Source organism: Streptomyces sp. NPDC018045, from assembly GCF_044327445.1.
Taxonomy (GTDB): domain Bacteria; phylum Actinomycetota; class Actinomycetes; order Streptomycetales; family Streptomycetaceae; genus Streptomyces.
In genome coordinates this window covers 1-22,318 of the sequence record NZ_JBIRFL010000042.1, presented here as the reverse complement: position 1 = coordinate 22,318, position 22,318 = coordinate 1, and the positions used below count along the sequence as shown (strand labels likewise).

Below are 22,318 nucleotides of genomic sequence, written 5' to 3'. Positions count from 1 at the left end.
CGACACTGCGCAGACAAAGTCAGTAACCCTCAGGATTCCTGGCGCACCGCACTAGCATCCCCAGGTGAGGGGGCCCAGGTGCGCTCCCGCTCGCGGTCGATCCCGTACCGGGCGGTGAGCGCGTCCTCCGCCGCGGCCGCCCGCGCGCCGTCGTCCCAGCTCTTCCGGGCGGTCACGAACAGCAGGGCGAGGTCGGTGTACGGGTCGGCCTGCCTGAGCGGCTGAGGCCGATGAAGCCCGCCACGGTCAGGAGTCGGGGGTGAGCACGATGTTGGGCAGGCACAGGCCGCCGTGGCAGACGACGGTCGTGGCGGCCTCCTGGGCGAGGCAAGGCCCGAGTTGCGGAGTGAGCGCCCGAGCAGCTCGCCGGGAGGCGTCCGTTGTTGCTCGACAGGCGGAGTTGGCCGGCCCACTCCCCGGCGCCCTCCATGGGCCGACCGCCGGCGGGCCCGCCCGAGCACGACGGCGGCGCCGGCGTATGAGGGAGCGCACGCGCAGGCAGTTGCAGGGCGGGGTACTGCGGCGGCGGTCATCGCCGTGGCGTGGATGGCCGGGAACTGGGCGGCGGTGTGGCCCGTCATGGTGACGGTGCTCGTCGTCTCCGTTGTGGGCGGGGCCGGCCGGCTGGTTTCTCCTGCGCGCGCACCGGCGCGCGGTCGGCGAGGACTGGCAACGGCGGGAGCAGAAGGAAGCCGAGACGCTGCCGACTCACGACTCCGCGTCCATGGGCCTCTCATCTCGGGGTTCTGGCGTCAGGGCCTCTGGCGTGCGCCTTTGTCGGGCCGTGCGGGGCAGCGAGTACGAGATGCCCGGGACACGGGCTGCGAACCGCAGGACGCTTTCGTGTGAGTCGGCACGCCGGTCTGGCGGGCCGCGCAGGGTCGGTAGGTACGGGTACTCATGTGCGAGCCCGCCGTACGTCTACCTTTGCCAAGTGCCTGGAGACCCAACGCCTCAGCCCACCAGTAGCGGGAACACCACGTGGTGCTGCTGCCTGCCCCTGGCCCTCGTGTTTCGTGCCTGGGCGATCGCCGTCCGTTCTCCGACGAGGCGTTCTGGGCCACGTTCTGGCTGCTGAGTGTGATCTGGAACGGCCAGGACGGCCACGGCGGCATCAGCCACTGGCTCGGCTGAGAACTGTCCCGCAAAGATCTTCGCTCCGAGTACGGAGCAACTGAAATCGGCGGGGTGCTCAGCCGGTGGTTCGTGAGGTGTCCAGGGAACCGGCGAAGTCGGCGAGCGTGGCGAAGTCGTTCTTCCGTAGGCCGATCCGCGGGTTGACGTGGTGCAGGAGCCCGGGCCCTTGATGGTGGTCGGTCACGTACGTTTGATCCAGCTCACTCTGCTCGTCGTCCACCCAGGCGAAAGGACGGCCGCCTGCGTAGTCCACCAGCGGCCCGGTCTTCCAGTGGACTCCATCAGGGCGTTCTTGGAGTAGGGCGTCACCGAAGTCGACGAAGGGAAGTTCCGGAAGGCCGAGGACCGGTGCGATCCACCGGTTGGCGTCGTCCATCCATGTGGTGGCCCAGCACAGCTCGAAGCCGAGCTGGAGCAGATTCTCTCCGTGCTCTGGGTTGAGCCAGACACGCAGGGGGCGTCGTCGGGACGATAGGCCCCCGTCGTACTCATGGCTGTCGTTCCGGGGAACTCTGAGTGTGGTGTAGCCGTCGGGACGCCTCTCCGGCTGGGCCGCGTAAGGGTTGAGCGGCCCGTCCATATCAAGGAACAGCAGCGGTTGGTTCACGGTTTCCCCCGGGTCTTGCTCACTGTGGACTGCCTCGATCAGCGTAGCTGTGGGGTTGTGCCGACATTCGCGCTCCGCCCCGTATTCATGGCCTACCTGATCACCACGGTCGTGATGCTGTCGGCCTTCATCTCGTCGAGCTGGGCCCCTTCGTGTTGTACCTGCCCCAACGCGGCAACCCGCCCCACCGTAGAGTGATCCCGCAGGCTTGCTCAGCCCGTGCCACGCCGCCTCTTTCGTCCTGGCCGGTCCGGCGGTGTGCTTATGACGGCATGACACACCCAGCGGAACTCCTGGCACGCCCCGCCCCGCTCCTGTTCGCTCCCACAACGTCGGGGCGGGGGTTCTTTCAGGCATCCGAAAATGCCACGGGCTCTGCCCGTCAGGCGCCTGGCTGCTCGATGAGCTGACTGACCTGCTCACGGATGCCGTCCGGAGTCAACTCCAGTTGAGCCATGCCCACAGGGCGAACGCCACGACGAATCCGGCGGACATCTGAACCGTCAGCCGCTTGTTCGCCGGGGCCGCTTTGCTGGCCGGCGTGCCCAGCGGGTCCTCACCCTGCTTCACTGCTATGCGCATGTCCGCGCGCCGTCCTATGACACCGAGAAGCATGCCGACGGACACTGTGGAATAGATGGAGAGGAGTTTTGTGAGATCGTGCCCCCGCAGCTTCCCGAGCACCGTCAGGAAAACGATACCGACGAGGGGGATCATGGCGACCTGCGTCTTGGACCGGGACGTTGGCATCATGGGCAGCCAGGCTGCGAGGAAAAGGACCGTCGTACCGACAGCGATGATCCACCAGACGTTTTCGGGGATGTGCGGGGCGTGCAAGATTCTCTCCCTTACCACTGTGGGGCCCGCTCGCGGGCCCCACAGCTCAGCTCTACAAAAGGACCGGTCAAACGAACAAGCTGGTGACGCCCGAATAAATCGAACCGGCGACGTCGCTGAACACTTCCTGGGCCTTCGTGCCTCTCGACTTTACTAGACCGGCCCCCTTCGAGACGGCGCTCTTGAACTTGCCGCCGACGAAGCCGACGGTGGTACCGAGCGCGGACCCTCAGAATTCATCGCCGCCGAATCCGTAGGCGACACCGGTGAAGATGCTGCTGCCGACTCCTGAGAAGAGGTATGCCTCCCGCGCCAGCGCTGACGCCCTGCGCGACGCCCGGGGCCGGAATCAGGGTCGCGGCCGTCGCGACCCAGCCGGTCCAGGTGATGGTCTCACTTAACTGATCCTTTCAGGATGGGGTGGACGGTCAGTCGCCGTCGAGCCGCTGAAGGACCTGCGTGAAGTCACCACAATCGAGCAGACCGGTCAGCACGTGCGTGATGTTGTCGATGCCTGGGTCTCGGACGATGAGGCCGTCGGAGCACCAGAAGTAGCGGCCGCTTAGGGACTCGCCGGGTCGGGAGTCTTTGCCCATGAGGCGTTCGACCTCGGCAAGAGTGAGCACGGTCGCGCTCCAGCGTGACTCATCCGCTGTCAGCCGGACCTCGACGTCGACGTTGCAGACGGCGTCCAGGGGCTCGTTCGCGCTGGGCAGGAATGATGCCTGGAACCGTTCTGTTCGAACGCGATACCAGGGAGCGGCCCACCCCTGCTCAGCGGCTTCGGTCCCATTGCTGGTCATGCGGGAAGTATGTCGAGCTGGCCCGGAGGGCTCAACCGGATCCTCTTGCAGGCTTCCGCATCGTGACCAAGAACCTTGTTCCCGACGAACTGTGGGACCGGATAACCCCGCTGCTGCTAGCCCGACCCGCGCGCCGACATCGCCACCCCGGGCGGCTCCCCGTGTCGGACCGGGTCGCACTGGCCGGCATCATCTACGTGCTGCGCAAGGGTGTGGCTTGGCGTGATGTACCGAGCACCGTCGTGGGTTGCTCCGGTGTGACGGCCTGGCGCCGGTTGCGTGACTGGACCGAGGCCGGTGTCTGGCCGCGCCTGCATGCCGCCCTGTTGGGCGAACTGTGCCGCGCGGACTTGCTGGGCGTGGACGGCTCGCACATCCGAGCCCTCAAGGGGAGCTACCACGTCGGTCCCTCGCCCGTCGACTGTGCCCGTGGACGCTGCCGCCGCCCCCGGCCGAACCCTGAGCGTGCCGGGGCGCCGGGGCGGGTGCGAGCCCGTCGGCGGACGAGCCCCCGTGCGGCGCCGGCACCGAGCGTCACGGCGTCAGTGGGTGACGATCGCCGACACGAGGGTGTCCAGGCCCCCCCCGCACTAGGAGCTGTTCGAGGTTCGGATCACGTGGTGTGAGGTGATGCGCTTCAGCCACATGATTGACCCGCGGAGGTGGAGCCCGGCCTCGTAGCTCTGCGGTGCTTTGTCATGGCGGGTGGCCAGGCCGCGCCAGGTTCTGATCTTCTGGAAGCAGCGTTCGACGGTGTTGCGCTGTGTGTAGCGTTCGGGATCGAAGGTGACGGGCCGCCCTCCGGCCGAGCCCTTCTTCTTCCGGTTGGTCTGCTGGTCGGTCTTCTCCGGGATGACCGCGCTGATGCCGCGCCGGCGCAGGTAGACGCGGTTGGCCCGGGAGGAGTAAGCCTTGTCCGCGGCCACGGCGCGTGGACGGGCGCGGGGGCGGCCGACAGGCCCGGGCACGCGCACCCCGCCCAGCACAGTCCGGAATTGAGGACAGTCCGCAGCCTGACCGGCGGTGAGCACGAACGACAGCGGCAGGCCGGCGGCGTCGACCGCGACGTGGATCTTGCTGCTCAGTCCGCCTCGGGACCGGCCGAGCCGAGCGGCACCCGCCCTGGCCCCGCGGCGCCGGCGCAAGGCCGCCTGATCCTGGTCCGGCGGCGCGTTTGCACGGTCCGGGCCCGCACAGGCCGTCGCCGGATCACCCGCCACACTGGTGGCTGCACCGCAAGCGGAGCCCCCTTTTCCTCGGTCAGTGCCTGCTCCAGGGCGTCCAGCGTCTCTCCGGCCACCGCCAGCCCGGCCGACTCATGGTGAGCCCGAACGACCGTGGAGTCCACACTGACCAGTTCCAGGCCGGCCTGCCCCCGAGCGGCGGCCTCGGCGATCAGCGCGTCCACCAGGCCCTGCAGCACCCCGGCCCTGGCCCAGCCGTTGAACCGGGAGTAGACCGTGGACCAGGCCCCGTACCGTTCCGGGACATCGCGCCAGCCGCTGCCGGTGCGAAACCGCCACAGCACCCCGTTGAACTGGTCCCGCACCCGCCGCGGCAACGGCCCGGTGGCCGCCACCGGCAGATGCGGCTCGATCAGAGCCCACTCGGCATCCGTCACATCGAAACGCGCCACAGCCGAGTTCTACCAGCCCCGGTGAACACCGCACCGGACCTCACCCAAATCCGAACCTCGAACAGCTCCTAGCCAGGCCGACGAGCAGAGGTTCGTGCAGGGCCGGGAGGCGGTGCCCCAGGTAGGCGAGATCGCCGAAGGTCAGGGTGTCCACCAGGGCCAGCAGCAGGATGACGAGCAGGGTGAGCGTGGACATGACGGTGTCTCCTCGTTGGTCGAGCACGCGCGGTCTGGCGTGCGGGCGTGGAGCATGGGCAGGGCTCATCCTTTGCGTCTCGGGGTGGTGGCCTGACCGGGCTGCCCGGAGAGTGGCGGAGCAGGAGGTTAGCCCCGCAAGTCGTCACCGCAGCGCGCCGCACCGGCAGCACATCGGCCCCGTCGGGGCGACTGCGGCTGTGTCCGGGCACGGTGGCCGGTGGCCGGGGTGCCCGGCGGCCATGGTGGCGTGGCTGCTGGGGTGTTCCGCCCATCCGGCGGCCCGACTGCTGCTCCGGTTCGGCGGCGCGGGGCCGCAACGGCCTGACCGCCGCGGCGGCGGTGGGCGGCAGGGCGGGTACTCAACGGCGACCGCCGCACGGCACACTGGCGGCGGCGATGCACCGCCGTACAAGGGGAGGGGACACCACGGACATGAACACGGACTCCGGCTCCGGCTCCGGGCTGCCGGCGCGCTTCGCGGAGGGGGCGTGGTGCTGCTGTGGGGCTGCGCCGCCGTCGCGGGGTACGCCCTGCTGCGGCTGGGCGGCGCCTGGAGCCTGCAGGTGCTCGCCGGGCCGCCGGGCAGCGGCCCGGCGGCAGTAGCACTCGCCCGGCTCGGCGCCGTCGCCCTGGCCGTGTTCGGCCTCGGGCTCCTGCTGTGGGGCGCCTGGTGCGCCGCGACCATCGCTCTGGCCCTGTTGGTGCGCCCCGCTCTCGGGGGTCGTCGTGAACGACGGTGACGACATCATTGCGCGACGAGGACGCCGCCGACGACGGATGACCGTGGCGAGGCCGACCACGACGCCCGCCCCACGGAGGCGTATCAGCAGGCGGTGACCACGCTCGAAAACCTGTGGACCGCGAGCCGTGACCGCCCCCGTACGGCGGTCGGCGCGCCCCGCTCCCACCGTCGTGGCCGTCGCGGAGGTAGGGCAGGCACGGCACACCAATCCGGGCGAGGCGCTCCGCCCCGGCAGCTCCGGGGAGGGGCAGTCAGGTCCTCGGCGACGACCGACAGGATCTCGATCGCTGTGGGACCGGCAGGACGGTTGTGCTGCTGAGCCTGGCACACCTCGTCGCCGAAGCCGCGCAGCCACCGCTCCATGCGGGCCCGGTCGCCGAGCTGCTGGAAGAGGTAGGCGACCAGATCCACCGCTGGCTGCTCGGTCAGCAGCAAGGAGGCCTTGCGCAGTGTGCCGTTCTTGCCGCACCTCACCATGACGTGCCCAACGACCAGTACGACACGTGGGTCCAGCGCTCCCGCTGTGCTTCGGTGTGCCCCTGCTGGTGCGGCAGGGGATCTTTCCTCACAGGCGCAGAGCTCCTCTACCGTCGTTCGGCAGGACCGAGGAAGAGAAGAGGGACTCCGCCTGTGAGGACATTCCGGGCTGAAGTGGCCATGGCCGACGACGGCCGGCACGCTGGGCCGCCGAGCGTCAAGCCCTGGACCCCGCCGCCTGATCCACCGTCCCCGGACGGCAACGGCAGGCTGCTCATGGGCGAAGACCTGGCCCTGTGACCGTCCATCCGCAGGTTCATCCAGGACAGGCCGCGCTGGTCGCCAAGCTGGCCGGGCGCGGCCTGATCACGCCGCCGTGGCAGGAGATCCGGCACCACATTCCCCGCGAGCACTGGCTGCCGGAGCAGGTCTGGGTGCAACGCGCGGACCGGTGCGAGCCGGTGGCCGACGCCGATGCGCGCTACCGGCTCATCTACAGCGACTCACCCGTGGTGACCCAGGTGGACGACGGCCGGCCCGGCGGGCCGGGCGTGGCCACCTCGTCCAACTCGATGCCGTCCATGGCCGCCACGATGCTCGGCCCGCTGGACCCGTACGACGGCATGACCGTGCTGGAGATCGGCACCGCGACCGGGGACACCGCCTCCAAGCTGAGCTTGCGGGTCGGCGACCAGAACGTCACCTCCGTGGAGATCGATGAAAGCCTGGCCCTGCAGGCACGGGACAACCTCGCGCGGGTCGGCCTGGCACCGGCGGTCCGCATCACCGATGGCGAGGCCGGGTGGGCGCCGGGCGCGCCGTACGACCGGATCCTGGCGACCTGCGCGCTGCCCACCGTGGCGCCCGCGCTGCTGCGCCATCTGCGACCGGGCGGCCTCCTGGTCGCCCCGCTGGTGCGTGATTTCGCCCCCGGGCTCCTGGCCCGGTTCACCAAGGACGCCACGACCGGCACCGCCACCGGCACCTTCCACGGCAGCGCCTCCTACATGCCGATGCGCTCCCACCGCTCCACGGCCTCGGCCACGGTCGACGGGACCACTCCGCGGCACTTCCACGACCTGGCGGCCTTCCCGGGCCTACTGGAGGACATCACCGTGCCGGGCTTCGCCCTGTACGCCGGTGAACGGCTGCCCGGCGTACACATGACCCGCCGCGGGCCCGGCGAGGACGCCCAGGTCCATCTGTGGGACGGTGCCGGAGCGGGTGTCTGGGCCGAAGACGGCTGGGCCGCGGTCTACGGCACCGGCCGGGACCTGTGGACCGAACTGCTGGCCGTCTGGCAGGAGTACGCCGCGGCCGGCCGTCCCACGCGGGGGGGGAGGACTTCGGCATGACGGTCACCGAGGACGGCCGGGCCCACCTGTGGCTGCACACGCCGGACACGGTGGTCAGCCCAGCCCCGCACATCAGCGCTTGACGCAGCCGAAGGGGACGATGCAACGACCGGGCGCGCCCAGCGGCGTCAGAACGGCCTCTGAACTCACGGGGCTCTGCGGATGTGAGTAGGTGTGGTACAGAAAGTGCCGTTGAGATCGCTCATGGGCCAGCGCATGGGATGCGGCTGCTGGCGGGTTGCGTGGTCGGGAATCTTCGCAGCGCCTGCTCGACGCCATCGGTCAACGTCGAGCAGGCGAGCAGGGCGCGTGTGGCCGCGGCCGAGGTCACCGGGCTGAACCCTGAAGGAAGAAGACGGCCTGCGCGCCCTACGGGACGGCTACGCGCCGCCGAAGAACTGCCACTTGCTGGGGCTCGCGTTCACGCGTGACGATGCGGGCCGGAGCCCCGCGCGTACGCGCACACGCGGCCGGGCTCACCGCGTGGAGGCCGGGATGCCGTCCCTCACGGCAGCGGCGTCGCCGCGTCGGTGTCGGGAGCGGCCGGGCCCCAGGGGTGTTCGAGGATCCGGCGCAGGGTGGTGAGGGTGGACGGGCCCAGGCGTCGGCCGAGTTCGTCCTCCAGGCGGGCGATGAGGGTGCGGGCGAGGCGGTGCACGCGCCGGCCGTCGGCGGTCATGACGATGGTGCGGCGGCGGGCGGAGGCGGGGTCCGGGATCTGTTCCAGCAGGCCCATGCCGATGAGGGCGTGGACGGCCTGATGGGCGCTTTGCCGGGCGACGTTCATACGGCGGGCGAGGTTCGAGACGGTGGTGCCGTCGGGTGGCATGTGGGCGAAGACGTTCTGCTGGCCCAGGGTGATGGGTCGTTCGCCGGCGTCCGCCATGGCGGCGGCGAGCGCGGTGTCGAACCAGTGCTTGCCGTCGGCGAGGAGCTGGGGAAGGTTGCGGTCGGGGGTCATGAGATGTCCTCGCTGGTGTCGTCGGCTGTCGGCCGGTCGCCGGCGCAGTGGCGGGAGGCGGGTGCGGTGCCGGCGGCCCGGGCGCGGAAGGCGGTGGGCGTGGTGCCGGTACGGCGGCGGAAGAAGGCGCTGAATGCGGTGGCGTGGTGGAAGCCGACGCGTTCTCCGATGACGGCGGGGGACAGGGCGGTGTGGGCGAGGAGACGTTTGGCCTCCAGCAGGACGCGGTCGTCGATGAAGCGCTTGGCTCCGCAGCCGACGGCCGCCCGGGTGGCGCGGGTGAGGGTGCGCACGCTGTAGCCGAGCCGGGCGGCGTAGTCCTCGGCGCGGTGGGTGTGGGGGAAGTTCTCCTCGACGGCCTGCCGGAAGCGGCGGAATGGCTCGTCGCCGCGGCTGTCGGGTGGTGGGGAGCCGTCCGGGTGGGCGAGGTGGAGCAGCAGGGCGGACAGGAGGCTGCGCATGGCTTCGATGTGGGCCTCCAGCGGCAGCATGGCCACATCGCCGTAGCCCTCTTCGAGCGCCCTGCGGACGTGGCCGAGGGCGGGTGCCCGACGGGCGGGGGGCCGCAGCAGGCAGCGACGGGTGTAGTCGTCCGCGCCGGTGACGGAGACCGTGGCGGGGCTGAGGAAGCCGGACGGGAAGAGGATCGCGGTGCCCTCGGCCTGGGACAGGGGCGTGAGGAACTGCAGGACCTGTCCGGGCCGTACCCACAGCCAGCTGCCGGGGGTGACGTCGACGGTGCTGAAGTCGACGGAGCAGCGCAGGGCTCCGGTGGTGACGGTCAGCAGCTCGTGGAAGGCCGGGCGACGGGGCCGGTAGGGGTCGAAGCCGTGGCCACGCGCCCGTGCGGCGAGGCGGGGGAAGTCGAGCACCTCCACGCCGGGCGGTGAGCCGGGAGTGGGGCGGTAGGGAACGGCCGTGATGCCGTCGGCCGCTCCGCTGCCCCCTGCGTGTCCGTTTCTCTTCATGGCGTGTCCCAAGTGTAGGGGATGGCCCTTCTGCCGCCGCCTTAGCGTTGGGGTGCGAGCAGGTGGCGATGAGAGGCCGGATCAGCGAGCTGCCGGAGAAGCGGCGCTCCCGGATCCGTTGCTGCTCGGCGACCGAAAAGCATCAGTGAGGGCCGGTGGTCCGGTCCGTGTGAAGGAGGGCTGCCGTGCGGCTGATCATCGGGATGACGGGAGCGACCGGCGCGGTGTTCGGCGTCCGGCTGCTGGAGAACCTCCGGCAACTGCCGGAGGTCGAGACGCATCTGGTCTGCTCCCGCTGGGCCCGGTCGACCATCGAGCTGGAGACGGGACGCTCGGCGCGGGAGGTCGCCGCCCTGGCCGACCACGTCCACGCGCCTGAGGACCAGGGCGCGCCGATCGCCTCGGGGTCGTTCCGCGTCGACGGCATGGTCATCGTGCCGTGCTCGATGAAGACGCTGGCCGGGATCCGTACCGGTTACGCCGACGGCCTGGTGGCCCGGGCAGCCGACGTGGTGCTCAAGGAGCGGCGCCGACTGGTGCTGGTGCCGCGGGAGACGCCGCTGAGCGAGATCCACCTGGAGAACATGCTGGCGCTGGCCCGGGTGGGCGTCCAGATCGTGCCGCCCATGCCCGCCTTCTACAACCATCCCGAGAGCGTCGACGACATCGTCGACCACATCACCGCCCGGGTCCTGGACCAGTTCGGCCTCCCCGCGCCCGCCGCCCGGCGCTGGCAGGGCATGCGCGAGGCCCGCCGGGAACGGCCCGCCGCCTAGGACCCCCGCGCGTTCGACAGCAACCCGAAGGAGCCCTTTCATGGCCTATGACGATCTGCGCAGTTTCCTCGACGCCCTGGAGCGGGAAGGCCAGTTGCTGCGCGTCACCGACGAGGTGATGCCCGAGCCCGACCTGGCCGCGGCCGCCAACGCGGCCTCCCGTCTGGGCGACGCGGCCCCGGCGCTGTACTTCGACAACGTCACCGGCTTCACCGACGCCCGCATCGCCCTGAACGTCCACGGTTCCTGGGCCAACCACGCCCTGGCCCTGGGCCTGCCCAAGGACACCCCCGTCAAGCGGCAGGTGGAGGAGTTCATCAGCCGCTGGAACGACTTCCCCGTGGCCCCCGAGTGGCGCGAGGACCCGCTGTGGGCCGAGAACACCATGGACGGCGACGAAGTCGACATCTTCCGGGTGCTGCCCCTGTTCCGCCTCAACGACGGTGACGGCGGCTTCTACATCGACAAGGCCGCGGTCGTCTCCAAGGATCCCGAGGACCCGGAGCACAGCGGCAAGCAGAACGTCGGCATCTACCGCATCGAGGTCAAGGGCAGCCGCAAGCTGGCCCTCCAGCCCGTGCCCATGCACGACATCGCCCAGCACCTGCACAAGGCCGAGCAGGCCGGGGAGGATCTGCCCGTCGCCATCACCCTGGGCAACGACCCGGTGATCTCCATCGTGGCGTCCACCCCGATGAAGTACGACGAGAACGAGTACGAGCTCGCCGGCGCCCTGCGCGGTGCCCCCGCCCCCGTCGCACCGGCCCCCCTGACGGGGCTGCCCGTCCCGTGGGGCGCCGAAGTGGTGATCGAGGGCGTCATCGAGGGCCGCAAGCGCGAGATCGAGGGACCCTTCGGGGAGTTCACCGGCCACTACTCCGGCGGCCGCAACATGACCGTCATCCGCCTCGACAAGATCTCCTACCGCACCCGGCCCGTTTTCGAACACCTCTACCTCGGCATGCCCTGGACCGAGGTCGACTACCTGATCGGCGCCAACACCTGCGTACCGCTGTACCAGCAGCTCAAGGAGGAGTTCCCCGAGGTGCGGGCGGTCAACGCCATGTACACCCACGGCCTCGTCGTCATCGTCTCCACCGCCAAACGCTACGGCGGCTTCGCCAAGGCCGTCGGCCTCCGCGTCCTGACCACGCCCCACGGCCTCGGCTACGCCACCACCGTCATCGTCGTCGACGAGGACGTCGACCCCTTCAACCTGCCCCAGGTCATGTGGGCGCTGTCGACCAAGATGAATCCTTCCGGGGACCTGATCCGCATCCCCAACCTCTCGGTCCTCGAACTCGCACCGCAGGCACAACACCCCGGCATCACCGACAAGCTCGTCATCGACGCCACCACCCCCGTCGCCCCCGACCACCGCGGCAACTACGGCAACCAGGTCCGCGACCTGCCCGAGGCCGCCGCCTGGCTGGACCGCCTCCAGCGACTCACCGCCCACCGCTGACCCGGGACCGCCGGCCGCTCCGGCCCCGACCGCACAAGGAGCCTCATGTCCGACAAGACGCCCGACAAGACGCCCGGGAACACCGTTTGCCCCCGCTGCGCCCACCCCGCGATCACGCGGCTGTTCACCTCCCCCGTTCCCGGGGTGTGGGACGTCCTCCAGTGCGAGCAGTGCCTGTACTGCTGGCGCACCAGCGAACCGGCACGCCGCACGTCCCGCGCCGCCTACCCCGACGGTTTCAAGCTGACCGCCGAGGACATCCGCGATGCCCCGGAGGTGCCCGCCGTACCGCCGCTGCGCGACGCGCGTTAGCCATCTCACGGCATCAAAGACGAGTCCACCACCCTCTATGTCAGGTAACCTGACATGAGACTTTCCGTGGCTTCAGCAAGGAGAGAGCCTTGACCATCGAGTACGCCACCCGCTTCCGCCAGGCTTCACGCATACCCGCGGAGCCGGGCAAGCCCTACTTCATCGAGAAGGGCGAAGGGGACCGCGCCCACCTGTTCGGCGACCTGATCACCATCTACGCCGGCGGCGAGCAGACAGAGAACACCTTCAACTTCTTCACCGTCGAAGGCCCCGAGGGCGACATCATCCCGGCCCACCTGCACACCGACACCCACGAGGTCTTCTACATCACCGCCGGCGCCGTCCGGCTGTTCGTCGAGGACACCGAGGGCAACCAGCAGGAGAAGCTGCTCACCCCGGGCGACTTCGGCTTCGTGCCCAAGAACTGCCGGCACGCCTACCGCATGGAGCGTCACCACAGCCAGGTCGTCGGCGTCGCCGCCGGCCCCGGCGGCACCTTCGAGCGGTTCTTCGAGAACTTCGGCGCGCCCGCCGAGCAACTCGGCCTGCCCGCCGAGCCGGTCATCCCGGAACCTCACAAGTTCGCCAGTGTTCCTGAGCAGTACGACGTGCGCTTCCTGCCCGACCACCAGTGGCGGACCCGGTGACGGCGGCCGGGCCCCCGGTTCGGGAACTGATCGCCGCGCCGCACCCCGACCGCGCTGCCCTGCCACCCGCCGATGAAAGGGTGCCCGGCGTCCGTCATCTGCGCGGCGTGCCCTACCACGTGGTGGAAGGCAGCCGCCCGCTGGAACTGGACCTGTGGTTGCCGAAAGACGACCAGGCAAAGCCCGTTCCGCTGGTGCTGTTCGTCCACGGCGGCGCCTGGCGCCGGGGGCGGCGCGATGACATGGGCCTGCGCACCCGCACCTGGACCCCGGAACCGTTTGCGCGCATCGCGGCCACGGGCTGCGCCGTCGCCTGCGTCGACTACCGGCTCAGCGGCGAGGCCACCTTCCCCGCACCGCTCGACGACCTGAACGCCGCACTGCGCTGGCTCACCCTGCGCTCCGCGGAACTCGGCATCGACACCCGGCGGACGGTGGTATGGGGAGAATCCGCCGGCGGACACCTCGCCGCGCTCCTCGCCCTGGCCCACACCACCCCGTCCCTGGCCGGCGCCGTGATCTGGTACGCCCCCAGCGACCTGACCACCGCACGCGGCTGCTTCACCCCCGACGACCCCACCACCCCTGAAGCGCTCCTGCTCGGCGCGGCCCCGGCCACCGTCCCCGAGCGCGCCCGCGCAGCCAGCCCCCTCGCCCAAGCCCACTGCGGCGCACCACCGTTCCTCCTCGTCCACGGAACCGAGGACACCCTGGTGAGCTGCTCACACAGTCAATCCCTCGCCGCCGCACTGGAAACAGCCGGGACGCCGGTCGAACTGTGGACGGTGGCGGGCGCCGACCACGGCTGGCACCGGCTGCCCGACGCCCAGGTTGAGGAGATCTTCACCCACTGCCTGGCCTTCGCCCACCGCCTCATGACCTAACGGGAAGGCCGGTCACAGCGCTTCGCGTACCGGCACGCGTCTACCGCCACAGGAAATGCAGGATCCAACGACACGAACCGAGCCCACGCCGGGCTTCGCGTTCCTTCATCCCACAGATCAACGCCGCGCGCGGATGCAACGATGACCGTCAACGGACAACCGTGGTCCGCATGGGCGAGAGCACTGCCCAAACCGCCCGCACTGTGTCCCTCACCATCGGGGTGCTGGCCACCGAGCACGGAATGCGAGCCCTTGGCATCAACCAGTAGTTCTCCAAGGACGCCGAGGGACACGACTGCAGCCCCCTGCTGATACTGGCCAGCTCCACTGCGCCGCTTCACGACGCGGTGACCTACCTCGGCGAGGCCGCCGCCACCCTGCGCCAGGCATACGCTCCGACCAAGAAGCACCCCGGTCCGGCGGTGGCCCGGTGCCCCAAGCAGATGAAGGTGGCCCTGTCCAGTTTGCGCGCCGTGTTGGACGCGGTGTGCGCCGAATTCGCCGAGGACGACGCGGAGGTGGCCAAGGACTACGCCTCTGCCCAGAGCTTCCTGACCGAGCTGGAGGAGCGTGTGTGTCGCACCGTGCCCGCCCAGGGCTTTTGAGCGAGCGCCGAGGAGGTGGCCGCGGCAATCGGGGCGGATCCGGAGGTGGCTCGCGCGGCCGCCGCCGCGCTGGCGACGGGCACCTGAACGAAGGCGGCCCCGGCGGCATGGGGGCCTACCTCCCAGTGATCACAGGCTGAGCGTTACCCGCTTGTACCGACGTTCCCCGAGGTCGCATGCCGCGGCGGTGCGGGCGGTCGAGGTGCCCGCGCACCGGATGGGACCATGGGCGTATGCCCGAGATATCCACTTGTGTGACTGCGCGATGGCCGCTGGCCCCGTCCGCCGCAACCGACTGGCTCCATGAGCTGTGCGGGGACGGCGTCACCGGGTTCATGCCGCCGGCGATGCCCGACGCCGCCTGGGTCCTCAACGCCATGTACGAGCATGAACAGGGCCCGGCGGCAATCTCGCACCACGAGCACCACCAGGCTCAGATGGCAGAGGGAAGCGTCGAACCACACGTCGTGGCGGGCATCGACCTCGACGTCACAGGGGTCGCCACCGGCGGTGATGTCGGCCGCGCCGAGCACCCGGGCCCCGGCTGGCAGCGCCTGCGCTGGGCCGACCTCGCACACCGCGTCGGCGACCCGGTCATCCCCGAAGGCCTGCTTCCCTGCTACCACTGCTTCCCCTCCGCCACGAAGGACGGCAGCTGGCCACTGAGCATCACCCCGCCGACCGAGGGCAGCACGGACCGCGAGACCTGGAACCGGCTGATCACCCTGCTCATCGAGCACAGCCCGGACGGCGCGGACACCGCCTGCTTCGCCTACTACAACCCGCTGATGGCCCCGGGCTGCGACTTCGAGAACCTGCACGTGCGCACCGGCCGCCTCGGCGACGCCAAGCTGCTCTACGACAACCCCGAGACCGAGTACAGCCCGTCCAACCTGTGGGCCGCCGACCGCTCCTGGGTGCTGTGCACCGACTACGACCTGTGGGCCACCAAGGTCTCAGGACCCCGCCCCCTCATCGACGCGCTGCTGCACGACAGGGAGATCGAAGCCATACAACTGCCCAATGACCCCACTGAACCAGGTCAGGCACCCCATGCCGTGTGATGTCAAGCGGCATGGAGTGCCTGAGCTGCGCTCGGCATCGAGACGGCCTCTTAGGCGGGACGGCGATCACCTTCTGGGGCAGGATGGTGTAGCGCCGATGCTGCGTCCTGCGCTGCCTCCGCGGGCGATCGCCGGTCCTCCAGAAGTGCGGCACGCAGGGCCGACGAGGTGCCCTCGGACATCCCGGCGACATCTTCCGAAAGGACTTCCCGTTGTGACCGGCCTTTCGCCCTGCTCAGCCGCCTCGTCCCGCGACCGGTGTGGGCAAAGCCGGGGCACTCCTGGCCCGGCGACATCGTTCAGATCCCGCCGTACGGGTTCGGTGAGGAAGTCGTCTGGGCCCAGGGCGGGTTCGTTGGCGTGACAGACGTCGGCGGACAGGAGCAGGTACGCGTCGCGGCTCGCGTCCGCCATGGCGCCGGCGGCCTGTGCAGGCCGTGCAGCACCGACTTCCAGCGACGCAACGCCGCCGCCGAGCAGATCGGGCAGACCTCGACCGGCCCCGCCAGGGAGGACGGGCCCCCGACCTGTACGACGAGCTTGTCGTCTTAGGCTGCGGGCGTGTGGAAGGACCTAGCCCGCAGCGCGTGGCCCGGCACCGAGTTCAACGCCGGCGCCCCCGTGAGCGCCCTGGCCGACGTGGAGCACCGCCTTGACGATAGCCGGCCCGCCGAGCTGACCAGCCTGCTCCGTCAGAGCGACGGCGTCAGGGGACCGTACGGGGTCGACGTCGTATGGCCCCTGCAGCAGATCGTCGACCAGAACCTGCACGTGCGGTTGGACACGGCGTTCGCCGAGCTGTACATGCCCTTCGACGCCCTGCTGTTCTTCGGTGACAACGGCGGCGACCAGTTCGCTTTCGTCCGCGCATCCCGGCGGCCCGACATCTTCGTGTGGGAGCACGAGGAGGACAGCCGGCGCTGGACCGCCCGGGACCTGCACGCCTATCTGCAGCGCTCCCTCGCGGCGGACGGCGACGACTGGTACCGGTAACCGCCCGGCGCTCACCAGGGCTCCAGCTCGCTGTCCTGCCCCTCGTCCCGGCGTGAGCGCATCAGGGCCTGCGCGGCGGCGAGGTCGCCGACCACCGCGAGGAGCTTCCATCCGTCACCGCTCCAGCGCATCACGGCCCGCGGCCGGTGCAGGCGACGTGCGCGGCCCGCGGGGTGTCCTGGCCCAGTGTCACCGCCCGCAGCCGCCCCGGCTGGTACGTGCGGGCGAGGATGCGACGCCCGAACCGCTCGGCCAGCTCGGGAGGCCAGTCAGATGCCAACGTCGTCGTCCTCCTCGTCCTCGTCGCCGGTGCCGTCCGGCTCCACGGTCGAAAACTGGCTCAGCTCTTCGGCCTCGGCGCGGGTCACCGAGCCGTTCCGGCTCGCCTGGTCGCGGCCCATGTCGGAAAGTTTCCTCTGCTCGCCTGCTTCAGGTCGAGAGCGCCTACCTACAGCCCTTGGACCGGTGGGCTCACCTGTTGTGGTGTCGCGTATTGACGTCCGCCGTGTCGTGCTGCTCGGCGGGGATGCGCCGCAGGAGGCGACCACCTTGCACGGTCCCACGGGAGACCTCCTGGTCAGAGCTCGATTCAGTCCCTTGCTCAGTGGGTCTTTCCGTCAGAAGCAAGTCTCTTGCCCAGTGGGCTCTCCAGTGGCACATCGGCGTGCTCGGGATTCAAGGCACCTCGATCGGCTGACCTCCGCCTGCGCGGAGAGCACAAGATTGCACTTGTCGACCGGCCCACCCCTGGCGGCTCACCTCCGCCTGCGCAGAGAGCACCCTTCGCGACCTGCGGCGCTAGAGGAGCTTTGCCGTTTCGTGATGCGAGGATCGGTGGCGCACGGGTGCAATGTACCGGGCGCTGGCGACAGACTCCGGCTCGGTGGCGGTGCTTCCGCGAATGCGGCCCTGGTGCACCGGCGCACCTCCGCTTGCGCGGGGAGCACGGGCGCGACCAGCGGTTTCACCCGGTGGGGTGCGGGATTTTACTGACTTCCGAGGATTCCGGCATTTCCACCTGAAGAGTTCGTTGGAGACGGGGGCGCAATGATCTGACGACGCTACTACGTGCTGGCGACGACAGGTATGCGTTGTTGCTGGAACAACACGCGGTCGAGGGGCCGGCCGGCCTCGGCGAGACAACCGAACGACAGCGCACCCGCATCGTCGCGCGCGGCGACCTCGGCGCCGACCCCCTGGCCACAGGAGACACACAGGCCACGGACCGACGCCGACGAGTCGGCGACGCTGCACAAGCTTGCCGACGGCCGCCCGAAGAAGCGCGACGGGCGGGAACCCTCCGGGCTCGCCGCTGTACTGGCCGGGCTGATGGCCGACCGGGCCTGGGAGCTCCCGGCCGCCGGCGGCAGCGTCCTGGACCGCTGGCCGGACATCGCCGCCACCGTCGCCCCGCACAACTGCCCCACCACGTCACAGCCGTCGCGTTCCACCCGGAGACCGGACAATTGGAACTGCGCCCGGACTCCTCGGACTACGCCACTCAGATGCGCCTGATCACCGCACAGATCATCGCCACGGTGAACAGCAGGCTGGCACCGCCGCGGTACGCACTGTGCGGATCCTGCCCCGGGTGCCGCGCCCGCGCCCCGGACCACGCCGGAAACCCCGGCCACCACGCCGGGCGCTCAGCAGGCTCCGGTGAAGACACGCGAGACGGGATCGCCCGGCTTCCACCAGGCACTCTCCGCACACCAGGAGGCGGCCCCGCTGCACCGCCGGGTGGGCCCGGCCATCGCGCAGGCGGTGCAGCGGCAGACCGCCGCCATGCGCACGCTCAGCGCCCGCGCCTTCCCCGAGCCCGCCTCGGACGATGTACCGGCCCCACTCGAGGCAGCCCGTGCCCAGCGCCGCCACCAGGCTGCCGCCACCGAAGCCGCCGCCCCGCGCAGGGCCCGAGCCGAACGCGCCACCCGGAAGGAGAAGGAGAGGAAGCGTGCTGCGGCTTCCGTGCCGCGGCTCGGAACGCACCGCATGACACGGTTTCGCGATCTGCTGCGCCGATGGTCCGCCGACCCGGCACACTGGGGGAGCGGGTGACGATGTCAGGAGGTGCCGTGATGCGCGACCAGCCACCGCCGGAGCTGCCGCCCGAGGACGGGACCGGCATCACCGCGCACGTCACGGCCACGGGCGCCACCGCGGACTACCTGCGCCAGTTAGCAGCGGTCACCGGCCAGTCCCCGGAGGCTCTGGCCATCCAGTGGGCCGCCGGGCAGGTCGTCGTCCCCGACACGGCGCTCGGAGACGACCCGGCCGCCGTGCCCGACTGGCCCACACTGTTGGACGGTTCGCCAGATTTGTCCGAACACTCCCACGCCTACCTGCGCCGGTGAAGCCCTGCAGATGATGGCGCCCGACATCATCTCGCCCTGACGTCCTCGACAACAGGCTGGCACAGGCTCTTTCTCACGGTGTCGGGTTGGCCAACCACCTCCAGGCACTCCCGTACGATGATCCGAAAAGTGGTCGACGGGGTGGGTATCCACGCATGGGCAACATCAGCATCAACAGCCATGCTGTGCGGACGACGGGCAGCGACATGAGCGCGCTGTCCCGGGAGACGGTCCGCAAGCTGAACGATTCCCTGGAGGAGAGCCAGACGACGGGTTTGGCGGACTCTGTCTGGGGCTGGGAGTGTGCCGAGCACCTCTACTCCTGCGCGCAGACGTGGGAGGAGCACATGGTGGGTCTGGCGAAGAAGATGGGGGAGCTGGGCGAGCGGCTGCAGGAAAGCGCCGGCAGCTACGACGCACCGGACGAGGAAGCGGCTTCACGGCTGCGGCACGGCTTGAACGACCTGGGAAAGGCGTGAGCGGCCGGTGGTGAACTACGAGGCCGTGATCAATGCCCGGCCCGAGAAGTGGCACAAGGCCGCCGAAGAGTGGGTGACGCTGGCCAAGCACGCTTTGCGCGCGGCCCAGGACATCCGGGACAACGGCACCAAGCCGCTGGCCGACAACTGGACCGACGAGGTGGGCCAGAAGGCCGCAAAGGAATTCGAAAAGCTGGCCGACCAGCTGGAGTCGGCCTACGACATCCTGCTCGGCGGCAAGATGCTCTGCGAGGCCGTCGCCGACAGCATGGAGACCGCGCTGAGCTCGGCGCGCGAGATCAACGAACTCGCCCAGCGCCACAATCTGCGCATCGGACCGGACGGCCTGCCCGAGGGCGCGCCGATGCCCGGTGAGGACCCGGACAAGCTGCATGCGCGCGAGCACATCGTCGCGCTGCGCGATCATGTGCTGCAGCAGGTCGGCGAGGCCGACAACACGGCCGCCGCGAAGTTCTCCATGCTGACGAAGCAGGTGAACCTCGCTGACCCCGACGAAGCGCTCAAGGTGCAGAACAAGGCCTCGCAGGCGGAGATGGAGATCCTCGGCGCCGAGATACCCAAGGATGCCGGGCCGATGACCCAGCGCATGTGGTGGAACGGCCTGAGCGACAAGCAGCGGCACGAGCTGATGCTGGCCGACCCGGTCGCCCTGTCGAAGCTGGAGGGGCTGCCGGAGAGCGCCAAACGGGAGATGCGCGGCACGGACGGGAAGTTCGACCGCGTCAAGATGGTCGAGTACGCGCTGCAGAACTGGGACCAGGACGATCCGATCGACTTCGGAAACAACTGCACCAACTTCGTCTCCCAAGCTCTCGATCACGCAGGCATGCAGAAGAAGCTCGACTTCTGGTCGGGGGCGCGTGGCGACGATACCTGGGGTCATGAAAGCGGTATCGGCAACGACTGGTGGGACAAGACGATGTACTACTCGAAGTCCTGGGGCGGAGCCGAGAACCAGCAGAACTTCATGCTCGATCACGGGGGTGAGGAAGTGCCACGCGACCAGGTCCGTCCCGGCGACATCATCTACTACGAGCAGGCCGGCGACAACGACCAGATCGAGAAGGGCAACACGCACCACGCCGCCATCGTCACCGGCGTCATGCCGGATGGTGAGATCAAGTACACCCAGCACAGCGACCCGTACCGCAACGTCAGCCTCGACGGCCGCCTCCCCAACACGGAAAAGGCCGAAGGCCAGCAGAAGGTCCGCATCGTCCGCCCACACCCGGATTGGTACTGATCCCGTGGCCGAGACCACTTCCGATGCCCAAGAGCGGCCACAGTATCTGCCGAGGCGTCGGCGTACTGCGATTCTGTCCGTTCCGCTGCTGACCGCGGCAGCCGTCACCTGTTTCGTCGCGACGCTGGTCGTGTCAACACAACATGTCCACCACCAGTCCGCCGCCTGCCGCTACATCGCCGTTCCGTGGACCCATTTCGCCTTGTCGTACGGTGCTCTGGCCGCCGCCGTACTGGCAGTGACCGTGCACATCGTGCTCCTGCGCAGCGCACGACGCCGCGGATCGGGGCCGACCGCACCCTGGCATGGCAGCCTTTCCACCATGTGTGTCGTCGTCGCCAGCCTGATGATCGCCCTGTCGGCAACCGTCACCGTCATGACACATACGGACGCCGCTGAAACGGCAGCCAACCTCGGCAAGCCCATGTGTGAAGGCTGACCGGTCGGCGGCGGGGTCGCCTCCAGGCACCAGGTGCAGCCGCCGGCCTCGTCCAGGACACTCTCCTCGGCGAGGGCGGGCGGCCTGCAGGGCGCCGGCAAGCTGCCAACCCGGCTTGGTACGACCCAGGGCGGTGCGGGAAGGATCCCGAGCATCTCGAGGACGCCGTCGCGGGGGCTGCGGGTGGCGATGCGCAGCGCCGCGGTGCGGCGGGCGGCGGCGCACACGAGCGCGTGGAGCCGGGACGCGTCGAGCGCGCCGCGTTACTAAGACCGTGTCCTACGTGGTGAGGCGGACGTAAAATTCGGTATGCGGCGGGGAACTTGGAGTTGGATTGTTCCGGATGGGCTGTGGGAGATCGCGGAGCCACTGATCCCGCCGCCGAGGGTGCGACAGCAGGGTGGCGGGACGCCGGGCACGCCTGATGAGACGTTGTTTGCGGCGATCATCCATGTCCTGGTCAGTGGCTGTGCCTGGCGGTCCTTGCCGCCGTGCTTCGGCATATCGAAGTCCACCGCGCACCGCCGGTTCCTGTTCTGGTCCAGAGCCGGTGTCCGGGGCCGGCTGCACCAGGCCGTGCTGCACCGGCTCGACGACGCCAACCTCGTCGATGTCACCCGCGTCGTCCCCGACACCGCTCACGTCCGGGCAAAAAAAGGGGGCGAACACACAGGGCCGAGCCCCGTGGACCGGAGCAACCCGGGTTCCAGGATGCACATCTTGTCGGACGCGAACGGACTGCCCCTCGTCGTCGGTATCCCGGCCGCCAACGTCCACGACAGCGAGGGGCCGAAGCCCATGCTCGAGGGCCACCAAACGCAACACGACCCCTGTCGCGGCCGGTACTTCGAGGCTCAGCGACTGCATGCGGACAAGGCGTACGACTTGCCCCACCTGCGGAGGTGGCTGTGGGGAAAGCACATCGGCGTGCGCATCGCCCGGAAGGGAATCGGGTCCAGCGAACGATTGGGGCGCCGCCGGTAGGTCAGCGGGCGCACCCTGTCCTGGTTGTCCGGCTACCGCTGCCTCAGCCCCTGCTACGAGCGCAACCCCTGCAACCACCTGGCCTTCCTCGGCCTCGCCGCCGCCCTGTGCTGCTACAAACGCCTTGTCCGCCTCACCACGTAGGACACGATCTTAGAGGTCCTAACAGAAGCTGTTGGTCATGTGACTTTCGGTTCGGGCACTCGTTGGCCTGGCCGTGGGGAAACGTCAGTCGCGGCCGTGGATCGTGTCGGATGAACTGTGGTCACTCATCGAGCCGTTGTTGCCCGAGCCGGTGCCAAAGCAGGTGGAGGGACGCCCCCGGGTGCCG

At 69.7% G+C, this 22,318-nt stretch carries 28 protein-coding genes and 3 pseudogenes; 18 read left to right on the top strand and 13 right to left on the bottom strand.

Annotated features, from left to right (window positions below; genetic code table 11):
• Positions 1-29: 29 nt before the first annotated feature.
• Positions 30-176, bottom strand: a complete 147-nt coding sequence (locus tag ACH4EB_RS37040) for a hypothetical protein (protein WP_398352868.1) — start codon at positions 174-176, stop codon at positions 30-32.
• An 805-nt stretch (positions 177-981) separates the two neighbouring features.
• Between ACH4EB_RS37040 and ACH4EB_RS37035 the strand changes: the two genes are divergently transcribed.
• Positions 982-1,134 (top strand): hypothetical protein, encoded by a 153-nt coding sequence (locus tag ACH4EB_RS37035; protein WP_398352866.1) that lies wholly within the window; start codon positions 982-984, stop codon positions 1,132-1,134.
• A gap of 58 nt (positions 1,135-1,192) precedes the next feature.
• Here ACH4EB_RS37035 and ACH4EB_RS37030 read toward each other — a convergent pair whose 3' ends face one another.
• The 3 genes from ACH4EB_RS37030 to ACH4EB_RS37020 form a co-directional block, all read right to left on the bottom strand.
• Positions 1,193-1,744: a hypothetical protein gene (locus tag ACH4EB_RS37030; protein WP_398352865.1), complete on the bottom strand. Its 552-nt coding sequence runs from the start codon at positions 1,742-1,744 to the stop codon at positions 1,193-1,195.
• Between the two features lie 438 nt (positions 1,745-2,182).
• Entirely contained in the window at positions 2,183-2,581 is a 399-nt protein-coding gene (locus tag ACH4EB_RS37025) for a hypothetical protein (protein WP_398352863.1), read from the bottom strand.
• 428 nt (positions 2,582-3,009) lie between these two features.
• Positions 3,010-3,384 carry a hypothetical protein gene (locus ACH4EB_RS37020; RefSeq protein ID WP_398352862.1) on the bottom strand — a complete coding sequence of 125 codons (375 nt, stop codon included), beginning with the start codon at positions 3,382-3,384 and terminating at the stop codon, positions 3,010-3,012.
• Between the two features lie 62 nt (positions 3,385-3,446).
• Between ACH4EB_RS37020 and ACH4EB_RS37015 the strand changes: the two are divergent.
• Positions 3,447-3,821 (top strand): annotated as a pseudogene (locus ACH4EB_RS37015) (transposase); the annotation flags it as partial.
• A 153-nt stretch (positions 3,822-3,974) separates the two neighbouring features.
• On the opposite strand, the pseudogene ACH4EB_RS37010 reads toward ACH4EB_RS37015, so the two are convergent.
• Positions 3,975-5,020: pseudogene (locus ACH4EB_RS37010) on the bottom strand (IS5 family transposase).
• Positions 5,021-5,060: 40 nt separating this feature from the next.
• A complete protein-coding gene (locus ACH4EB_RS37005) occupies positions 5,061-5,216 on the bottom strand; it encodes a hypothetical protein (protein WP_398352861.1) in 156 nt (51 codons plus the stop codon).
• A gap of 490 nt (positions 5,217-5,706) precedes the next feature.
• Here ACH4EB_RS37005 and ACH4EB_RS37000 point away from each other — a divergent pair, with 490 nt between their 5' ends.
• Positions 5,707-5,958 carry a hypothetical protein gene (locus ACH4EB_RS37000; protein WP_398352859.1) on the top strand — a complete coding sequence of 84 codons (252 nt, stop codon included), beginning with the start codon at positions 5,707-5,709 and terminating at the stop codon, positions 5,956-5,958.
• An 83-nt stretch (positions 5,959-6,041) separates the two neighbouring features.
• Here ACH4EB_RS37000 and ACH4EB_RS36995 read toward each other — a convergent pair whose 3' ends face one another.
• Positions 6,042-6,437, bottom strand: a complete 396-nt coding sequence (locus ACH4EB_RS36995; protein ID WP_398352857.1) for a hypothetical protein — start codon at positions 6,435-6,437, stop codon at positions 6,042-6,044.
• A gap of 296 nt (positions 6,438-6,733) precedes the next feature.
• Between ACH4EB_RS36995 and ACH4EB_RS36990 the strand changes: the two genes are divergently transcribed.
• Positions 6,734-7,792: a methyltransferase domain-containing protein gene (locus ACH4EB_RS36990; protein ID WP_398352856.1), complete on the top strand. Its 1,059-nt coding sequence runs from the start codon at positions 6,734-6,736 to the stop codon at positions 7,790-7,792.
• A 505-nt stretch (positions 7,793-8,297) separates the two neighbouring features.
• Here the strand turns inward: ACH4EB_RS36990 and ACH4EB_RS36985 are convergent.
• Positions 8,298-8,753 (bottom strand): MarR family winged helix-turn-helix transcriptional regulator, encoded by a 456-nt coding sequence (locus tag ACH4EB_RS36985; protein WP_398352855.1) that lies wholly within the window; start codon positions 8,751-8,753, stop codon positions 8,298-8,300.
• Positions 8,750-9,721, bottom strand: a complete 972-nt coding sequence (locus ACH4EB_RS36980; protein ID WP_398352854.1) for a helix-turn-helix domain-containing protein — start codon at positions 9,719-9,721, stop codon at positions 8,750-8,752. Before ACH4EB_RS36980 ends, ACH4EB_RS36985 begins: the two co-directional genes overlap by 4 nt.
• A 185-nt stretch (positions 9,722-9,906) precedes the next feature.
• Here ACH4EB_RS36980 and ACH4EB_RS36975 point away from each other — a divergent pair, with 185 nt between their 5' ends.
• From ACH4EB_RS36975 to ACH4EB_RS36940, 8 genes are all read left to right on the top strand, one after another.
• Positions 9,907-10,497: a non-oxidative hydroxyarylic acid decarboxylases subunit B gene (locus ACH4EB_RS36975; RefSeq protein ID WP_398352853.1), complete on the top strand. Its 591-nt coding sequence runs from the start codon at positions 9,907-9,909 to the stop codon at positions 10,495-10,497.
• A 40-nt stretch (positions 10,498-10,537) separates the two neighbouring features.
• Positions 10,538-11,962, top strand: coding sequence for a non-oxidative hydroxyarylic acid decarboxylases subunit C (locus ACH4EB_RS36970; RefSeq protein WP_398352852.1), 1,425 nt, complete (start codon positions 10,538-10,540; stop codon positions 11,960-11,962).
• A gap of 45 nt (positions 11,963-12,007) precedes the next feature.
• On the top strand, positions 12,008-12,274 hold the full coding sequence (locus ACH4EB_RS36965) for a non-oxidative hydroxyarylic acid decarboxylases subunit D (protein WP_398352851.1): 267 nt from the start codon (positions 12,008-12,010) through the stop codon (positions 12,272-12,274).
• Positions 12,275-12,363: 89 nt separating this feature from the next.
• Entirely contained in the window at positions 12,364-12,921 is a 558-nt protein-coding gene (locus ACH4EB_RS36960) for a quercetin 2,3-dioxygenase (RefSeq protein WP_398352850.1), read from the top strand.
• A gap of 80 nt (positions 12,922-13,001) precedes the next feature.
• Entirely contained in the window at positions 13,002-13,805 is an 804-nt protein-coding gene (locus ACH4EB_RS36955; RefSeq protein ID WP_398352848.1) for an alpha/beta hydrolase fold domain-containing protein, read from the top strand.
• Between the two features lie 347 nt (positions 13,806-14,152).
• Entirely contained in the window at positions 14,153-14,410 is a 258-nt protein-coding gene (locus ACH4EB_RS36950; protein ID WP_398352847.1) for a hypothetical protein, read from the top strand.
• Positions 14,411-14,643: 233 nt separating this feature from the next.
• Positions 14,644-15,474, top strand: a complete 831-nt coding sequence (locus ACH4EB_RS36945; protein WP_398352845.1) for a hypothetical protein — start codon at positions 14,644-14,646, stop codon at positions 15,472-15,474.
• Between the two features lie 561 nt (positions 15,475-16,035).
• Positions 16,036-16,467 carry an SMI1/KNR4 family protein gene (locus ACH4EB_RS36940; protein WP_398352844.1) on the top strand — a complete coding sequence of 144 codons (432 nt, stop codon included), beginning with the start codon at positions 16,036-16,038 and terminating at the stop codon, positions 16,465-16,467.
• Between the two features lie 11 nt (positions 16,468-16,478).
• Here ACH4EB_RS36940 and ACH4EB_RS36935 read toward each other — a convergent pair whose 3' ends face one another.
• The 4 genes from ACH4EB_RS36935 to ACH4EB_RS36920 all read right to left on the bottom strand — a co-directional run bounded on the left by ACH4EB_RS36935 (position 16,479) and on the right by ACH4EB_RS36920 (position 17,918).
• Complete coding sequence (locus ACH4EB_RS36935) at positions 16,479-16,598, bottom strand: hypothetical protein (protein ID WP_398352843.1); 120 nt, start codon at positions 16,596-16,598, stop codon at positions 16,479-16,481.
• Positions 16,598-16,747: a hypothetical protein gene (locus tag ACH4EB_RS36930; RefSeq protein WP_398352842.1), complete on the bottom strand. Its 150-nt coding sequence runs from the start codon at positions 16,745-16,747 to the stop codon at positions 16,598-16,600. Before ACH4EB_RS36930 ends, ACH4EB_RS36935 begins: the two co-directional genes overlap by 1 nt.
• On the bottom strand, positions 16,737-16,868 hold the full coding sequence (locus ACH4EB_RS36925) for a hypothetical protein (protein WP_398352841.1): 132 nt from the start codon (positions 16,866-16,868) through the stop codon (positions 16,737-16,739). Before ACH4EB_RS36925 ends, ACH4EB_RS36930 begins: the two co-directional genes overlap by 11 nt.
• A gap of 663 nt (positions 16,869-17,531) precedes the next feature.
• Positions 17,532-17,918, bottom strand: a complete 387-nt coding sequence (locus ACH4EB_RS36920; RefSeq protein WP_398352840.1) for a hypothetical protein — start codon at positions 17,916-17,918, stop codon at positions 17,532-17,534.
• A gap of 208 nt (positions 17,919-18,126) precedes the next feature.
• On the opposite strand from ACH4EB_RS36920, the gene ACH4EB_RS36915 reads away from it, so the two are divergent.
• The 6 genes and pseudogenes from ACH4EB_RS36915 to ACH4EB_RS36890 all read left to right on the top strand — a co-directional run bounded on the left by ACH4EB_RS36915 (position 18,127) and on the right by ACH4EB_RS36890 (position 22,131).
• Entirely contained in the window at positions 18,127-18,525 is a 399-nt protein-coding gene (locus ACH4EB_RS36915; RefSeq protein WP_398352839.1) for a hypothetical protein, read from the top strand.
• Positions 18,526-18,545: 20 nt separating this feature from the next.
• Complete coding sequence (locus ACH4EB_RS36910) at positions 18,546-18,821, top strand: hypothetical protein (protein ID WP_398352838.1); 276 nt, start codon at positions 18,546-18,548, stop codon at positions 18,819-18,821.
• A gap of 155 nt (positions 18,822-18,976) precedes the next feature.
• Complete coding sequence (locus tag ACH4EB_RS36905) at positions 18,977-19,300, top strand: type VII secretion target (protein ID WP_398352836.1); 324 nt, start codon at positions 18,977-18,979, stop codon at positions 19,298-19,300.
• A gap of 7 nt (positions 19,301-19,307) precedes the next feature.
• Positions 19,308-20,564 (top strand): amidase domain-containing protein, encoded by a 1,257-nt coding sequence (locus ACH4EB_RS36900; protein ID WP_398352834.1) that lies wholly within the window; start codon positions 19,308-19,310, stop codon positions 20,562-20,564.
• A gap of 4 nt (positions 20,565-20,568) precedes the next feature.
• The gene (locus tag ACH4EB_RS36895; protein ID WP_398352832.1) at positions 20,569-21,003 is read left to right on the top strand and encodes a hypothetical protein; all 435 of its coding nucleotides are present in this window, start codon (positions 20,569-20,571) and stop codon (positions 21,001-21,003) included.
• Between the two features lie 309 nt (positions 21,004-21,312).
• Positions 21,313-22,131 (top strand): annotated as a pseudogene (locus tag ACH4EB_RS36890) (IS5 family transposase).
• The last annotated feature ends 187 nt before the right edge of the window (positions 22,132-22,318 follow it).

Coding starts and splice junctions, on each gene's coding strand:
- ACH4EB_RS36935 (WP_398352843.1), bottom strand. CDS start 16,598: ATGCGCTGGAGCGGTGACGGATGGAAGCTCCTCGCGGTGGTCGGCGAC.
- ACH4EB_RS36980 (WP_398352854.1), bottom strand. CDS start 9,721: ATGAAGAGAAACGGACACGCAGGGGGCAGCGGAGCGGCCGACGGCATC.
- ACH4EB_RS36925 (WP_398352841.1), bottom strand. CDS start 16,868: ATGGGCCGCGACCAGGCGAGCCGGAACGGCTCGGTGACCCGCGCCGAG.
- ACH4EB_RS36985 (WP_398352855.1), bottom strand. CDS start 8,753: ATGACCCCCGACCGCAACCTTCCCCAGCTCCTCGCCGACGGCAAGCAC.
- ACH4EB_RS37020 (WP_398352862.1), bottom strand. CDS start 3,384: ATGACCAGCAATGGGACCGAAGCCGCTGAGCAGGGGTGGGCCGCTCCC.
- ACH4EB_RS37005 (WP_398352861.1), bottom strand. CDS start 5,216: ATGTCCACGCTCACCCTGCTCGTCATCCTGCTGCTGGCCCTGGTGGAC.
- ACH4EB_RS36970 (WP_398352852.1), top strand. CDS start 10,538: ATGGCCTATGACGATCTGCGCAGTTTCCTCGACGCCCTGGAGCGGGAA.
- ACH4EB_RS36995 (WP_398352857.1), bottom strand. CDS start 6,437: ATGGTGAGGTGCGGCAAGAACGGCACACTGCGCAAGGCCTCCTTGCTG.
- ACH4EB_RS36910 (WP_398352838.1), top strand. CDS start 18,546: ATGCGCGACCAGCCACCGCCGGAGCTGCCGCCCGAGGACGGGACCGGC.
- ACH4EB_RS36965 (WP_398352851.1), top strand. CDS start 12,008: ATGTCCGACAAGACGCCCGACAAGACGCCCGGGAACACCGTTTGCCCC.
- ACH4EB_RS36905 (WP_398352836.1), top strand. CDS start 18,977: ATGGGCAACATCAGCATCAACAGCCATGCTGTGCGGACGACGGGCAGC.
- ACH4EB_RS36945 (WP_398352845.1), top strand. CDS start 14,644: ATGCCCGAGATATCCACTTGTGTGACTGCGCGATGGCCGCTGGCCCCG.